The sequence below is a fragment of the Micromonospora sp. HM5-17 genome (genome assembly GCF_003762835.1).
In the GTDB taxonomy this organism is placed as follows: domain Bacteria; phylum Actinomycetota; class Actinomycetes; order Mycobacteriales; family Micromonosporaceae; genus Plantactinospora.
Map to the genome: position 1 here is coordinate 1 of NZ_RJWA01000009.1, position 15,233 is coordinate 15,233.

Consider the following 15,233-nt stretch of genomic DNA (forward strand, 5'->3'; position numbering starts at 1 on the left):
CACGGGCTATTGCCCTGCCACGAAATGCTGGTCCCACCGAATTCACTGCCGCGGACCGAGGCCGGCTCGGCTAAGGCCGAGCCGGCCCAGAGGGATCCGCCGGAATCGCTAGCCACCCAGGCTGGCGGCCGCGGCAGCGATGGCCGAGGCGAAGTAGCTCACCTGGGTGTAGACCCCGGGGTAGTTCGCCCGGGCGCAGCCGTAGCCCCAGCTGACGATGCCGACCTGGATCCAGGCGTTGTTCGCGTCGCGCCGGAACATCGGGCCGCCCGAGTCGCCCTGGCAGGTGTCGACGCCGCCGGACAGGTAGCCGGCGCAGATCTCCTCCGCCTCGATGACCTCGCCGTCGTACGAGTTGGGGCCGTTGCAGACCGAGTCGCTGACGAACGGCACCGTCGCCTTCATCAGGTACCGCTGCTGCGCGCCGCCCTCCCGGGTGGCGCCCCAGCCCGCGATGGTGAAGGTGCCGTTGTCGTACGCCGTCGTGGTCGTGATCGGCAGCGTGCTGAGCCCGGTGACCGGGGTGGCCAACCGGATCAACGCCCAGTCGTCACCGTATCCGTTGTAGCCCGGGGCCCGGTAGACGTAGTTGGACCGCACCTGGATCCGGTTGGGCGACTGCAGGTCCACCGTGCCGAGGGTGGCGGTGATGCTGCTGTTCGCGCCGGTACGACCGACACAGTGCGCGGCGGTGAGCACCAGGCGCGGACTGTAGAGCGAGCCACCGCAACCCATCGAGAGCCGCACCATGAACGGGAACTCGCCCTCGGCGGCGCGGGTACCCCCGACGACGAACGGTGTGACATCCCCCTGCGGGGCAGCGGCGGCCGGTGCGGCCAGGGTGACGCCGCCGAGGGTCACCGCGGCCAGGGCCGTGGCGGCGAGACGGGCGAGGATACGCCAACGAACCATGGGGTCCTCTCCAACCATGGATGGCGCGCCGTGTGGGCGCGCGCCGATCACGATGCCGGCAGCGTAGGGACCCGCATTGGTGAATCACAATATGTAGATGTCATCCCGGATGCGTCATACCATCCGGATGCGGTTCCTCACCGCCCGCAGATGTACCGGGGCTCGGCCTGGTACGTCCAGGTGAACTTCTCCCGCTTCACCACCCGACCGTCCCGGTGGAACAACCGCCACGCGTCCTGGGTGAATCCGTTGATGCCGTTGGTCGAGATGCAGGAGGGACCCGGTTCGAGGTGGATCACCCGGGGCCGGGTGATGTTCCGGCGAGGGCTCCACTCGGTGGTGATCCGGTCCCACACCTTGGTGCTCCAGATCGACACCGTGACCGAGTTCGAGGTGTACGAGGTGTCGATGAGGACGCCGTACGGGGTGTTGTTCTTGAACTTGAAGTCGAGGTCGGGCCAGAAGATCGTCGACTCGATGACCGGCGGGTAGCGGTCGAAGTAGTACGAGTGCGGCTTGTGCTCCACGTCCTCCAGCCCGGCGTAGTACGTCGCGTTGAAGAGGGTGGTGGTGAACTGCGAGGTGCCGCCGCCGACGCCGGGCACGAGCTTGCCGTCCATGATCACCGGAGCGTCCCGGTACCCCTGGCGGTAGCCGCGCTCGCCGGTGTGCCCGTTGAGCGAGAACGTCTCCCCCGGCATGACCAGGGCGCCGTCCACCTCTCCGGCGATTGTCACGATGTTCTGGCTACGCGGCGAGTTGAGCCCACCGGTGAACCGGGTGGTGAAGCTCGACACCCGCTCCTTGATTCCCAGCTTTGACAGGTCCTCGACGGTGAGTTCCGGCTCGACCGTCCGGAGGACGCCCTCCACCTGGCGACCGTCCGGCTTAGGGAGCACCGTCAGCAGGTCCCGGCCCAGCGCGGCGAGGTCGATCTGCCGACCACTGCGGCCGGCGACCGTCCGGGGCTTGCCGTTCTGGATGGAGATGCTCGCGTCCCTCGGCTTGATCTCGACCTTGGCGAGCTCGTCGGCCAGCGCCGAGCGGAGCTTCTTCTCGTCGATGCGCGGGACGATCTTGCCGGCCTTGTCGGCGGTGAGGACGAGGCTCTTCGCGATGGCCGCCGGGTCGACGGTGACGTTGCCGAGCTCGGTGGTCACGGTGACCGGGGCGGCGACCGCCGGCTTGGCAAGTTCCTCGACGAGCCGGTCGACCTCCTCGGCGGTCGTCGCCGGGTGTGTCTCGACCAGCGGCACCACCACCGGTTTGCCGCCGAGCCAGCCGTCGCGAAGCGCCTTGGCGGAGTCCTCGGGGCGCAGGTCCCGGCCCGGCTTCGGGTACACCGGCTTGGGGGTGGTGCCGTCGAACCGGATGGCCGGCATGGTCATCCGCTGACCGGCCTTGTCGGCGATCTTCCGCAGTTCAGCGTCGAGTCGTTCCGGATCCACGGTCACGACCGGAGCGACCTTCCGGGAGCCGAAGAGCAGCGACAGCGGGTCGGCCCGGTGGTCGACCGCAGCCGCCACCGTCGCCTCCACGTCGATCGCGAGCCCGACCGCGGCCGGCAACACCTCTCCGGTGTGGTCGCCGATCCGGACCGGCACCGGCGCCTGGATGTCGTCGCGCCGCTCCAGGTCGGCCCGGAGCAGCCGGACCGCCTCCGCTCGGCTCTTGCCGCCCAGGTCGACGCCGAGCACGCTGGTCCCGCGCGGCACCTCGCCCGCGTACGCGTAACCGGTGGTCACGACGGCGCCCGCGGCCACCAGGACGGCGGCGGCGACGCCACCGACGAGCAGGGTGCGGCGGCGTCGGCGCCCGGTCAGCTCGGCCGCCGGTTCGCCGTCCGGTCCGGACGCGCTCACCGGCTGACCCGCGTCCGGCCCCGGCGGGCTCCCCGCCTCGTCGGCGGGGCCACCGGTCGCGGTCCGCTCGGCGGTGCCCGGGGCACCGGCCGCCGTCGGTCCGGCGGTCGTCGTACCCGGAGGGCCACCCGCCCGCTGCTCCAGCGGCCAGGTGACGGCGGTGATCGGGATCGTCGGGCGGTCCTCGATGGAGGGCCGGACAACGGACAGCTCGGCGGTTGGTCGCTCGTCGGCCGGCAGCGGAGATCCGCCGTACTGACGCACGTTCTGCTCGCCGTTCTGACTCACGGACACCTCGATCAGCGCGATGATGGCGGGCATCGACCGGCCCGCGCGGCAGGATCTGGGGGACTACGGTAGCCAAAGCCCCTCCGCAATGGGCAACGAGGCTGGCGCCCGATCGGCTCTCCGGCGGGCAGCCGGCACCCCTCCCCGACCTCGCCACCCCCACCCGCCCCGTACCAGGTCTTTCCTGCTCTACCCGCCCCGTGCCCGACCTCGCGACGTCGCACCGGCCCCGTCACCCTGCCGGCGTCGCCGCACCGCGGCAGATCCGCCCTGCCGCCGAAACAACGACCGAACATCCATGCTGTTCCGTACACCTGGCAGCTCTTGTTTCGACACCAAACCCGCATATGCTCCGACGGTCTAACCCCCTATCGGAGGCAACTTGATGCGCCGGAACAGACGCGGACGCTCGCTCACGGTGCTAGGCGTACTGGTCACCAGTGGTGCGCTTGGGATGACCAGCGGTGCCGCGTTCGCCGCGGAACCCGCGGTGTCGCCATTCATCAGCGAGATTCACTATGACAATGCCGGTACGGACACCGGCGAGGCCATCGAGGTCGAGGCCCCGGCCGGTTACGACCTGACCGGGTGGCAACTCGTCCTCTACAACGGAAACAACGGCGCCGCGTACGGGACCCGGACGCTGAGCGGGGTCGTACCGGCGGCCGGCGTGGTCGTCGAGACGTACCCGACGGACGGGATCCAGAACGGCTCGCCGGACGCGGTCGCGCTGGTGAGGCCCGACGGCACCGTCGCCGAGTTCCTCAGCTACGAGGGCAGCTTCGTCGGGGCCGGTGGGCCGGCGGACGGGCTCACCGCGACCGACATCGGCGTCGCCGAGTCGAGTGGCACCCCGGTCGGCCACTCCCTCCAGAAGATCGACGGCACCTGGCGGGCCCCGGCGCCGAACACCTTCGGCGCCCGGAACAGCGGCGGCGACCCCGACCCGGACCCCGTCGGGTGCGACGCCACCGTCGACCACACCATCGCCGAGGTCCAGGGGCCCGGTGACGCGACCCCGCTGGCCGGCACCCGGGTGACCGTGGAGGGCGTGGTCACCGCCGACCACCGCGTCGGCGGCTACAACGGCGTCTACCTGCAGAGCGTCGGCAGCGGCCGGCGCGCCCCGTCCGCCGGGACCGCCTCGGACGGGATCTTCGTCTACCTGACCGGCAACAGCGCCAACCACCCGGACGTCACGGTCGGGGACCGGATCCGGGTCAGCGGTACGGCCGGCGAGTTCAACGGACTCACCCAGCTCAGCATTGCCACGCGTGGCGACGTGCAGCTCTGCGAACGGGGCGTCGCGCTGCCGGAGCCGGTCGCACTGGAACTGCCGCTGGACGACGCCGGCCGAGAGTCGGTCGAGTCGATGCTGGTGGCGCCGGTCGGCGCGTACACCGTCTCCGAGGTCTACAACACCAACCGGTACGGCGAGGTGGTGCTGGCGGCCGGCGACCGGGCCGCGCCGATCCCCACCGACCTGGCCCGTCCCGGCAGCGAGCGGGCGCGGCAGATCGCCACTGACAACCGGCTGCGCCGGCTGCTGCTCGACGACGGCCGGACCACCAACCTCGCGACCGCCGGCCTGCTGCCGCCGTACGTCTCGCCGGGCAGCCCGCTGCGGGTCGGCGACTCGGTGGAGTCCTTCGGCCCGAGCGTGCTGTCGTACTCCTTCAACGAGTGGCGGTTGCAGCCGACCACCCCGGTCGACGCCGACACGCCGCCGGCCGGCCGGACCACCTTCACGTCGAGCAACCCGCGGACCCCGGCCCCGGCGAACGTCGGCGGCGACGTGCGGCTGGCCAGCTTCAACGTGCTGAACTACTTCGTCCACTTCGGTGGCGACGCCCGGGGCGCCGACGACGAGGCCGGCCTCGCGAAGCAGGAGGCGAAGATCGTCTCGGCGATCACCGCCCTCGACGCCGACGTGGTGGCGCTGGAGGAGATCGAGAACTCGGTCCGGTTCAACCCGGCCGACCCGCAGCAGGCGCTGAAACGGCTGGTCGCGGCGCTGAACGCCGCCGAGGGGGCGGGCACCTGGGACTACGTCCGCACCCCGGCCGACCTGCCACCCGCCGCCCAGCAGGACGTCATCACCACGGCGATCATCTTCAAGCCGGCGGCCGTGACCCCGCAGGGTCCGTCCCGGTCGCTGAACGACGAGAGCGTCTGGCACAACGCCCGGGAGCCGATCGCCCAGACCTTCACCGCGGGCGCGGCCACCTTCACCGTGGTCGCCAACCATCTCAAGTCGAAGAGCAGCTCGGATTCGGCCACCGGGGACAACGCCGACGCCGGTGACGGGCAGGGTGCGTTCAACGGCGACCGGGTGCGGCAGGCCCGCTCCCTGGTCAACTTCGTCGAGCGGCTGAAGGACGCCAGCGGCAGCGACGACGTGCTGCTGCTCGGGGACTTCAACGCGTACACCCACGAGGACCCGATGCAGGTCCTCTACGACGCGGAGTACGTCGACCTCAACACCACCGGCAAGGCGAGCTACGTCTTCGGGGGTGAGTCCGGGTCGCTGGACCACGCGGTCGCCTCGCCGTCGCTGGCGGCCCGGGTCACCGGTGTCGACGTCTGGCAGATCAACTCGCACGAGTCGTACGCCTTCCAGTACGACGGGCACCCGGCGTTCTACGCCCCGGACCCGTACCGGGCCAGCGACCACAACCCGATCGTGGTCGGAATCGACACCGACGCCGACCCGTCCGGTCCGGTCGAGCTGCAGCTGCTGAGCATCAACGACTTCCACGGTCGGCTGGAGTCCCCGACCACCGTGGGCGGTCAGCCGGTCGGGGGCGCGGCCCAGCTCGCCGGCCTGGTCGAGCAGCTCCGGGCGGAGAACCCGAACACCGTCTTCGTCTCCGGAGGGGACAACATCGGCGCCTCCACCTTCATCTCGGCGATCGACGGGGACAACCCGACGATCGACGCGCTGAACGCGATGGGGCTGGCCGCGTCGGCGGTCGGCAACCACGAGTTCGACAAGGGCATCGCGGACCTGACCGGCCGGGTCGCCGACCGGGCCGACTTCCCGCTGCTCGGCGCGAACGTCTACCGGGGTGACGAGCGGGCGCTGCCGGCGTACGCGGTCACCGAGGTCGGCGGCGTCCGGCTCGGCTTCGTCGGCGTGGTCACCGAGCAGACCGCCTCGCTGGTGAGCCCCGACGGCATCGCCGGAATCACCTTCCGGGACCCGGTGGCCGAGGCCAACGCGGTGGCGGCCCAGCTGAAGGACGGCGACGAGGCCAACGGCGAGGCCGACGTGGTGGTGCTGCTCGCCCACGAGGGGGCGGCGACCGAGAACATCGACTCGGCCGAGGAGCTGGCGAACGACCCCGTGTTCGGGCCGTTCACCCGGGTCGACGCGACCATCGACGTCATCGTCAGCGGGCACACCCACCAGCCGTACGCGTTCGAGCTGCCGGTCCCCGGCACCGACCGGCTGCGGCCGGTCATCCAGGCCGAGGACTACGGCAAGCGGCTGGGCCGGGTCACCCTTACCTACGACCCCGCCGCCCGCGCCGTGACCGCGGCCGACGCGCGGCTGGTCGACGTGGTGGGTGCCCCGGAGGACCCGGCGGTGGCCCAGATCGTCGCCGACGCCAAGGTCCGGGCCGAGGAGCTTGGCAAGCAGCCGCTCGGTTCGATCACCGCGGACATCCGGCGGGCGTACAACGCGGAGGGGAACGAGGACCGGGGCAAGGAGTCGGTGCTCGGCAACTTCATCGCCGACGTCCAGCTCGCCGGCACGCGTGACCCGGGCCGGGGTGGGGCGCAGATCGCGTTCATGAACCCCGGTGGGCTCCGGGCCGACCTGCTGTACGCCCCGGACGGGGTGGTCACCTACGCCGAGGCGTTCGCGGTGCAGCCGTTCGCCAACGACGTGGTGACCAAGAGCTTCACCGGTGCGGAGCTCAAGCAGGTGCTGGAGGAGCAGTGGCAGCCGGAGGGGGCGTCGCGGCCGGTGCTCTGGCTCGGCGTCTCCCGGGGCTTCTTCTACACCTACGACCCGGAGGCCCCGAAGGGCTCCCGGATCACCTCCATGCGGCTGAACGGCACGCCGATCGACCCGGCGGCGACGTACCGGGTGACGGTGAACTCGTTCCTCGCCGCCGGTGGTGACAACTTCACGACCCTCGGCGGAGGCACCAACCCGGTGACGACCGGCGACAACGACCTGACCATGCTGGTCAACTACTTCGCCGCGAACTCGCCGGTGACCGCGGACCCGGAGCCGCGCTCGGCGGTCGGGCGGCCGGGCCCGCAGTGCACGACGACGATCACCGGCCGGTACAGCCGACCGCTGACCGTCTACACCGGTCTCGCCTGCCTGGAGAACGCGACCGTCTCCGGGCCGGTGACCGTCATGCCGGGTGCGTCGCTGATCGCCACCGGGGGCACGATCTCCGGGCCGGTCACCGCGACCCGGGCGGGGCTGCTCACGCTGGACGGCACCGCCGTCTCGGGCCCGGTCTCGGTGGTCGGCGCGACCGGCCCGGTGTCGATCGAGTCCGGTCGGGTCAGCGGCCCGGTCTCGCTCGCCCTGAACACGGGCGGGGTGCGGCTCGACAGGGTCACCGTCTCCGGCCCGGTCTCGCTGACCGGCAACGCCGGCACCGAGCCGGTGCTGGTCGCCGGGAACACCATCAACGGTCCGCTGTCCTGCACGGGCAACAGCCCGGCACCGGGCAACGACGGCCGGGCCAACACGGTCCGGGGTCCGGCGTCGGGCCAGTGTGCCAGGCTGTGAGCGACGGCTGAGGACTCACACCACGCAGCCGCGGGTTCGCCGACCCTTCCGGTCGGCGGGCCCGCGGCTCGCTGTTGGACGTACGTTGCCGGCCGTACCCGGGCGGAGCCGGGAGTTGGCCGCGACAGACCGCAGGAGGAACCAGGGTGGTCCGTTACGAACCGGTGCCGTTGCCGACCGGGGCGGCGGACGCGTCCCCGGCCGAGGTGGCGGCCGGAGTGATCGACTGGGCCTGCTCGGTCCCGCTGCGGGATCTGGTGGCGGCGTTCGGCGGGGAGGTGCCCGGCCGGCTGCCGCCGGTCGAACTCCTGGCCTGGCTCGACGACTTCTCGGCGGTGCACTGGGACTTCCGGCGCCGGCGCGGCGCGGTCGAGCGGGACGAGATCGGCGAGGTGGTGCTGCCGCCGGCGGTGACGGAGCTGGTCAAGGCGGTGGCCCGTGCGCTCGGCCTGGTCGAGCCGGGCCCCGTCCCCGCCCGGCGGTACGACCACCTGCTGATCCTCGGCGGGCTGGCCCGGTCCTGCCTGCACCGAACGGCGTACGCGGCGTACCTGGTCGGCTCCGGCACGGTGGAGGTCGGCGAGGTGGCGGCGCTGGGCAGCTTCCGGCCGGTGCGCCCCGCCGAGACCACCGGCCTGGACCTGCCCGACGCCGCCGGGCTCGGCTACGAGGTGGACGCGATGGACCTCGGGGTGCGGCTCGGCTTCGGGTGTGCCGGACCGGTGGAGGAGCGTGCCTCGACCGGCCCGGTCACCCACCACTCCTGGGCGGTGCGCACCTACCGGCCGGCGTCCGGCCCGCCGGTCCGCGTCCTCGCGGCGCCGTCGACCGAGCCGGCGACCCGGCGGGCGCACACCTCGGACACGTACCACTTCTGGGCCGAGACGGTCCGTCCGGCGCCCGGGAACCGAGTCCTGGTGCTGACCTCGCAGCTCTACGTGCCGTTCCAGCACTGCGACGCGGTCCGCTCGCTGCGGCTCGGCCACGGCTGCCGGGTGGACACCGTCGGGCTGGACCCGGCGCGGCTTCGGCCCGGCACGCCGGGCGCGGCGCCCGGGCGGTACGCCGCGCCCCAGTACCTCCAGGAGATCCGCTCCGCGATCCGTTCGATGCGCCATCTCTTCCTGGCCCTGACCCCGGACGCGTGACGTGACGGCGGGTACGGCCCGCGGGGCCGGCCGACCGCGGATCAGCCGGCGGTGTCGGCGACGGCCTGTCGGAAGACCCGGGAGCGGTGCGCGTAGTTGTCGAACCGGCCGTAGCTGGGGGCGGCCGGGGACAGCAACACCACGCCACCGGCCGGGGTCCGCTCCCGGGCGAGGCGTACCGCCTCGACGAGGTCGTCGGCGAGCACGGTGGTGACGGTGGCGAGGTCCTTGACCGTGTCGAGGATCCGGGCCCCACTGTCGGGGATGCCGATCAGGGTGGCCACGATCTGCTGCTCGGCGAGGAACTCGCGCAGCGGTCCGTAGTCGACGCCGCGGTCCTCGCCTCCGACGATCACGGTGAGCGGCCGGTCGGCGTACGCCTCGATGGCGTGGATCGCCGACTGCGGGATGGTGGAGAGGGAGTCGTCGACGAAGGTGATCCCGGACGGGTCCTCGATCGGGGTGAGCCGGTGCTCCAGGATCGGCAGGGTGTCGAGCGCGGCGGCGAGCCGGTCCCGCTCGGCGAGGCAGTCGACGCCGAGCGCCTGCAGCGCGGCGAGCGCGACGCAGAGGTTCCATCCGTTGTGCCGGCCGACGAGCCGGAGCGCGGAGCGGGGGAAGATCGGCTCGGTGCCGAGGCGTACCCAGTCGGTGCCGTCCGGTCCGGGGGCGACGTGGAAGGCCGGCTGTCCGTCCGGGGCCGGCACCCCGGCGGGCACCAGCGGGAGCCCGGGGCGGGCGGCGAGTTCGGCGCGGAGCCGGTCGTCGCCCGCGTTGAAGACGACCGCGCGGGGGCCGTGCCCGACCAGGTTGAGCTTGTACCGGTAGTACTCCGCCTCTCCGCCGGCCCAGTCCAGGTGTTCGGGCGCCAGCGCGGTGAGCACGGCCACGTCGGGCGAATCGGTGAGGTCGGCGCACTGGTACATGGAGAGTTCGAGGACGTACCGGTCGGCGGGGGGGAGGTCGAGGACCGGGATCCCGATGTTGCCGCCCATCACGTTCGGCCGGTCGACCGCGGCGAGGAGGTGGCTGATCAGGTTCGTGGTGGTGCTCTTGCCCTTGCTGCCGGTGATGCCGACCGTGGCGGCGGCGTGGTCGGCCATCCAGAGCGCGGTGCCGCTGGTGATCACCGTGCCACGTTGGCGTAGCCGGACGACCCAGGGGTGGGTTTCGCCGATCACCGGCGAGCGGACCACCACGTCCGCCCGCAGCAGGGCCTCCAGCGCGGCCGGACCGGTGTGTAGGGGCGCGAGGTCGGCGAGCCGGCCGGTCCACGGGTTCGCCGCGTACGTCTCCCGGTCCATCACGGCGACCAGGTCGGCCGGGCCGATCGGGGCGATGGCGTTGACCGCGGCGACGCCCTCCCGGCCGGTGCCCCAGACCGCTACCCGGCGACCGCGCAAGTCCGTCAACTGCACCCGACAACTCCCTCCGGTAGCGCCCAAACTCTAGACGAGTACGCCCGAACCACGTGCCGGCGCTGCCCGTCCGAGGCAGGCGCGATCTCCCGGGGTACACATGCCCGTTCCGGGACGTGCCTCACCGTCGGTCCGCGGGGTGTCCGGGGCCGGGACGGCGGGTGTGATCCGCTGCACGATGGGCCGTCGGGTTCGGAAATCGCTTGTGAGTGAGTCGCTCACTCACTACTGTTGCCGCCGTGACGTCCCAGACCCCGTCCGGCCGGGCTCGTCCGCTTCCTCCGGAGGAGCGCCGCGCCGCACTCATCGCCGCGACCCTGTCGCTGATCAGCGAACACGGGGTCAACGTCACGACCCGGCAGATCGCCGAGGCCGCCGGGGTGGCCGAGGGAACGATCTTTCGGGTCTTTCCGCACAAGAACGGGCTGGTCCGGGTCGCGGTCGAGACCGCACTGGATCCGGAACCGCTGCTGACCGAACTGGCGGAGATCGACCTGACCCGGCCGCTGCCGGAGCGGCTCGTCACGTTGACCGAGATCCTCCAGCGGCGACTGACCAAGATCTTCAACCTGCTGCACGCGATTGGCATGTCCGGGCCGCCCGAGGATGCCGAGGAGCGGGCGGAGCGGGGGGCGGGTCCGAGGCCCCGGGTCCCGACCGAGGAGATCCACCAGGCCGTCGTCCGGGTGCTGGAGCCGGACCGTGACCGGTTCCGCTATCCGGTGCACGAGGTGGCTCGGCTGCTGCGGCTGCTGACCTTCGCCGGTTCCCATCCCCGGATCTCCGACAACGATCCACTCAGCGCCGAGATGATCGCCGCCGTGCTGCTGGATGGCGTACGGGACCACTCGGCGGACGAGCCCGGCCGCTCTGGGGCGGGCGGACCACCGGACCCCGACCGCACCGCGACGGACGGGTCCGAGCCCGGCCGCCCCGTGGCGGGCGAACACCGCCGGCAGGCGGACAACCATCAACCGGACCGGCCGTGACCGGTCGCCGCGTCCTTGATTCGGGGGGTCGTCGATGCTGACCCGACTACTTCGCACCTACCTGCGGCCGTACGTGTGGCCGCTCGCCGCCGTGGTGCTGCTGCAGCTCGTCGGCACCATAGCGATGCTGTACCTGCCCAGCCTCAACGCCGACATCATCGACCACGGTATCGCCCGGGGCGACACCGGTTACATCGTCCGGACCGGCGGCTGGATGTTGCTGGTCAGCGCCGTCCAGATGGCCTGTTCCATCGCCGCGGTCTACTACGGGGCCCGGACGGCGATGGGCTTCGGTCGGGACGTCCGGGCGGCGATCTTCCACCGGGTCATCCGGTACTCCGGCCGCGAGGTGGGCCAGTTCGGGGCGCCCTCGCTGATCACCCGCAACACCAACGACGTCCAGCAGGTGCAGATGCTCGTCGTGGTCACCTGCACGATGCTCGTCTCGGCGCCGATCATGTGTGTCGGCGGCGTGATCATGGCGCTGCGGGAGGACATCGGGCTCGCCTGGCTGATGGCGGTCTGCGTCCCGGTGCTGGTCCTGTCGATCGGTCTGGTGATCATGCGGATGGTGCCGCAGTTCCGGTTGATGCAGACCCGGATCGACACCGTCAATCGCGTACTCCGGGAACAGATCAGTGGTATCCGGGTGGTCCGGGCGTTCGTCCGGGAGCCGTACGAGATGCGGCGCTTCGACGACGCGAACCGGGACCTGACCGAGACCGCGCTGCGCGCGGGCCGGCTGATGGCGGTGGTCTTCCCGATCGTGATGCTGGTGCTGAACCTCTCCAGCATCGCCGTGCTCTGGTTCGGCGCCGCCCGGGTCGACAGCGGGGAGATCCAGATTGGGGCGCTGACCGCCTTCCTCAGCTACCTGATGCAGATCCTGATGTCGGTGATGATGGCGACCTTCATGGTGATCATGGTGCCCCGGGCGGCGGTCTGCGCCGAGCGCATCGTCGAGGTCCTCGACACCGACACCACGGTCGTCCCGCCGCGGCAGCCGGTCACCGAGCTCTCCCGCCGGGGTGAACTGGAGCTGCGCAACGTCCGGTTCCAGTATCCCGGCGCCGCCGATCCGGTGCTGCGCGACATCTCGTTCACGGCCCGGGCCGGGCAGACCATCGCGATCATCGGCAGCACGGGCTCCGGCAAGACCACCCTGCTCTCGCTGGTGCCGCGCCTCTTCGACGTCACCGGCGGTGCCGTGTACGTCGACGGCGTCGACGTCCGCGATCTCGACCCCGATTTGCTGTGGAGCCGCATCGGCCTGGTACCGCAGCGGCCGTACCTCTTCTCCGGCACGATCGCCAGCAACCTCCGGTACGGCAGGCCGGACGCGACCGACGAGGAACTCTGGACCAGCCTGGAGATCGCCCAGGCGCGGGACTTCGTCGAGGCGCTGCCGGAAGGACTGAACGCCCCGGTCGCCCAGGGCGGCACCAACCTCTCCGGCGGGCAGCGGCAGCGGCTGGCCATCGCCCGCGCCCTGGTCCGCCGACCGGAGATCTACCTCTTCGACGACTCGTTCTCCGCGCTCGACCTCGGCACCGACGCCCGGCTGCGCGCCGCACTGCGGCCGGCCACCGCGGACGCCGTGGTGGTGATCGTGGCCCAGCGGGTCTCCACCATCCTCGACGCCGACCAGATCGTCGTCCTCGAGAACGGGGCGGTGGCGGGTATCGGCCGGCACGACGAACTCCTCGACACCTGTCCGACCTACCGGGAAATCGTGGATTCTCAGCTCACCGTGGAGGCGCTGTCATGACCCGGCCGACAACGGCACCGATCCGACCGGCGCCACGCCGCGGCCCCCTCGGCGGGCACGGCTTCATGGGTGGGATGCCGGTGGAGAAGTCGATGAACTTCGGCCCCTCCGCCCGGCGGCTGCTCGGCCGGCTCCGGCCGCACCGGATCCCACTCATCGGGGTCATCCTGCTCGCCGTGGGCAGCGTCGGGCTCAGCGTCATCGGGCCGAAGGTCCTCGGGCACGCGACCGACATCATCTTCGCCGGCCTGATCGGCAAGCAGTTGCCGCCCGGGACCACCCAGGAACAGGCGGTGGCGGGCGCGCGGGCAGCCGGCAACGACACCTTCGCCGACATGCTGGCCCGGATGGACCTGGTCCCCGGTGTGGGGATCGACTTCCCCCGGCTCGGCTGGGTGCTGGCCCTGGCGGCGGCGCTCTTCCTCGCCGCCAGCCTGCTGTCCTGGCTCCAGGGCCACCTGCTCACCGGCATCGTGCAGCGCAGCGTACGGCAGCTCCGCACCGACGTGGAGGCGAAGCTCAACCGGCTGCCGCTGTCGTACTTCGACGCCCAGCCCCGGGGCGAGCTGCTCAGCCGGGTCACGAACGACATCGACAACATCGCGCAGAGCCTGCAGCAGACCCTGAGTCAGCTGCTCTCCTCGCTGCTCACCGTGGTCGGCGTGCTGGTGATGATGTTCGTGATCTCGCCGCTGCTGGCCGTGGTCGCCCTGGTCACCGTGCCGCTGTCGATCCTGGTCACGCAACGGATCGCGAAGCGGTCGCAGAAGCAGTTCGTCGCGCAGTGGCAGCACACCGGGGCGCTGAACGGCCAGATCGAGGAGGCGTTCACCGGGCACGAGCTGGTCAAGGTCTTCGGCCGGCAGCGCGAGGTCGAGGCGGCCTTCGCCGCCAAGAACGAGGAGCTGTTCAGGGCCAGCTTCGCCGCGCAGTTCGTCTCCGGGATCATCATGCCGGCGATGATGTTCATCGGGAACCTGAGCTACGTGGCGATCGCGGTGATCGGTGGCCTCCGCGTCGCCTCCGGGTCGATGTCGCTCGGTGACGTCCAGGCCTTCATCCAGTACTCGCGGTTCTTCACCCAGCCGCTGACCCAGCTGGCGTCGATGGCGAACCTGCTCCAGTCCGGGGTCGCCTCGGCGGAGCGGGTCTTCGAGGTGCTGGACGCGCCGGAGCAGAGCCCGGACCCGGTCGAGCCGGCCCGGCCGACGCAGCGGCGCGGCCGGGTCGAGTTCGAGGGCGTCTCCTTCCGGTACGCGCCGGACAAGCCGCTGATCGAGGACCTGTCGCTGGTGGCCGAACCGGGGCACACGGTGGCGATCGTCGGGCCGACCGGCGCCGGCAAGACCACCCTGGTCAACCTGATCATGCGCTTCTACGAGCTGGACGCCGGCCGGATCACCCTGGACGGGGTCGACATCGCCACGATGCGGCGGGACGAGCTGCGCGGCCAGATCGGCATGGTGCTCCAGGACACCTGGCTGTTCGGCGGCACCATCCGGGACAACATCGCGTACGGCAACCCGGACGCCACCGAGGAGCAGATCATCGCCGCCGCGAAGGCGACCTTCGTGGACCGGTTCGTCCGCTCCCTGCCCGACGGCTACGACACCGTCATCGACGAGGAGGGCAGCAACGTCAGCGCCGGGGAGAAGCAGCTGATCACCATCGCCCGGGCGTTCCTGTCCAACCCGTCGCTGTTGATCCTCGACGAGGCGACCAGCTCGGTCGACACCCGTACCGAGGTGCTGCTGCAACGGGCGATGGCGGCGCTGCGCGCCGACCGGACCAGCTTCGTGATCGCGCACCGGCTCTCCACGATCCGGGACGCCGACCTGATCCTGGTGATGGAGAACGGCCGGATCGTCGAGCAGGGTACGCACGCGGAACTGCTCGCCGCCGAAGGGGCGTACCACCGGCTCTACCACGCGCAGTTCTCGCAGCCGGTGGTCGAGGAGGAGGCCGCCGTACCGGTTGGGGGTGTGCCGGGCGTCGGCGGGCCGCCGTTCGGCGCCATGCCCCGGCAGCGCTGACCGCCGCGGGAGCTGCCGTGCTCGGGGAGCGTTCGACACAGATCGTCCGTCGGACG

At 71.5% G+C, this 15,233-nt stretch carries 8 protein-coding genes; 5 read left to right on the plus strand and 3 right to left on the minus strand.

All coding sequences use genetic code 11. The features are described from left to right. Positions 1–108: 108 nt before the first annotated feature. Together EF879_RS22115 and EF879_RS22120 are read right to left on the minus strand one after the other, a co-directional pair. Entirely contained in the window at positions 109–912 is an 804-nt protein-coding gene (locus EF879_RS22115; protein WP_123561714.1) for a serine protease, read from the minus strand. Between the two features lie 137 nt (positions 913–1,049). Continuing rightward, on the minus strand, positions 1,050–3,038 hold the full coding sequence (locus EF879_RS22120) for a VanW family protein (RefSeq protein ID WP_370375543.1): 1,989 nt from the start codon (positions 3,036–3,038) through the stop codon (positions 1,050–1,052). A 478-nt stretch (positions 3,039–3,516) separates the two neighbouring features. Here EF879_RS22120 and EF879_RS22125 point away from each other — a divergent pair, with 478 nt between their 5' ends. Beyond that, entirely contained in the window at positions 3,517–7,821 is a 4,305-nt protein-coding gene (locus tag EF879_RS22125) for an ExeM/NucH family extracellular endonuclease (RefSeq protein ID WP_123561717.1), read from the plus strand. Positions 7,822–7,967: 146 nt separating this feature from the next. Continuing rightward, on the plus strand, positions 7,968–8,969 hold the full coding sequence (locus EF879_RS22130; protein ID WP_199736567.1) for a hypothetical protein: 1,002 nt from the start codon (positions 7,968–7,970) through the stop codon (positions 8,967–8,969). Between the two features lie 41 nt (positions 8,970–9,010). On the opposite strand, the gene murD is transcribed toward EF879_RS22130, so the two are convergent. Beyond that, entirely contained in the window at positions 9,011–10,387 is a 1,377-nt protein-coding gene (gene murD, locus EF879_RS22135; RefSeq protein ID WP_123561719.1) for a UDP-N-acetylmuramoyl-L-alanine--D-glutamate ligase, read from the minus strand. Positions 10,388–10,626: 239 nt separating this feature from the next. Here murD and EF879_RS28320 point away from each other — a divergent pair, with 239 nt between their 5' ends. From EF879_RS28320 to EF879_RS22150, 3 genes are all read left to right on the plus strand, one after another. Continuing rightward, a complete protein-coding gene (locus EF879_RS28320; protein WP_233604663.1) occupies positions 10,627–11,376 on the plus strand; it encodes a TetR/AcrR family transcriptional regulator in 750 nt (249 codons plus the stop codon). A 34-nt stretch (positions 11,377–11,410) separates the two neighbouring features. Further along, positions 11,411–13,144, plus strand: a complete 1,734-nt coding sequence (locus EF879_RS22145) for an ABC transporter ATP-binding protein (protein WP_123561721.1) — start codon at positions 11,411–11,413, stop codon at positions 13,142–13,144. Between the two features lie 74 nt (positions 13,145–13,218). Beyond that, complete coding sequence (locus tag EF879_RS22150) at positions 13,219–15,177, plus strand: ABC transporter ATP-binding protein (protein WP_199736576.1); 1,959 nt, start codon at positions 13,219–13,221, stop codon at positions 15,175–15,177. The last annotated feature ends 56 nt before the right edge of the window (positions 15,178–15,233 follow it).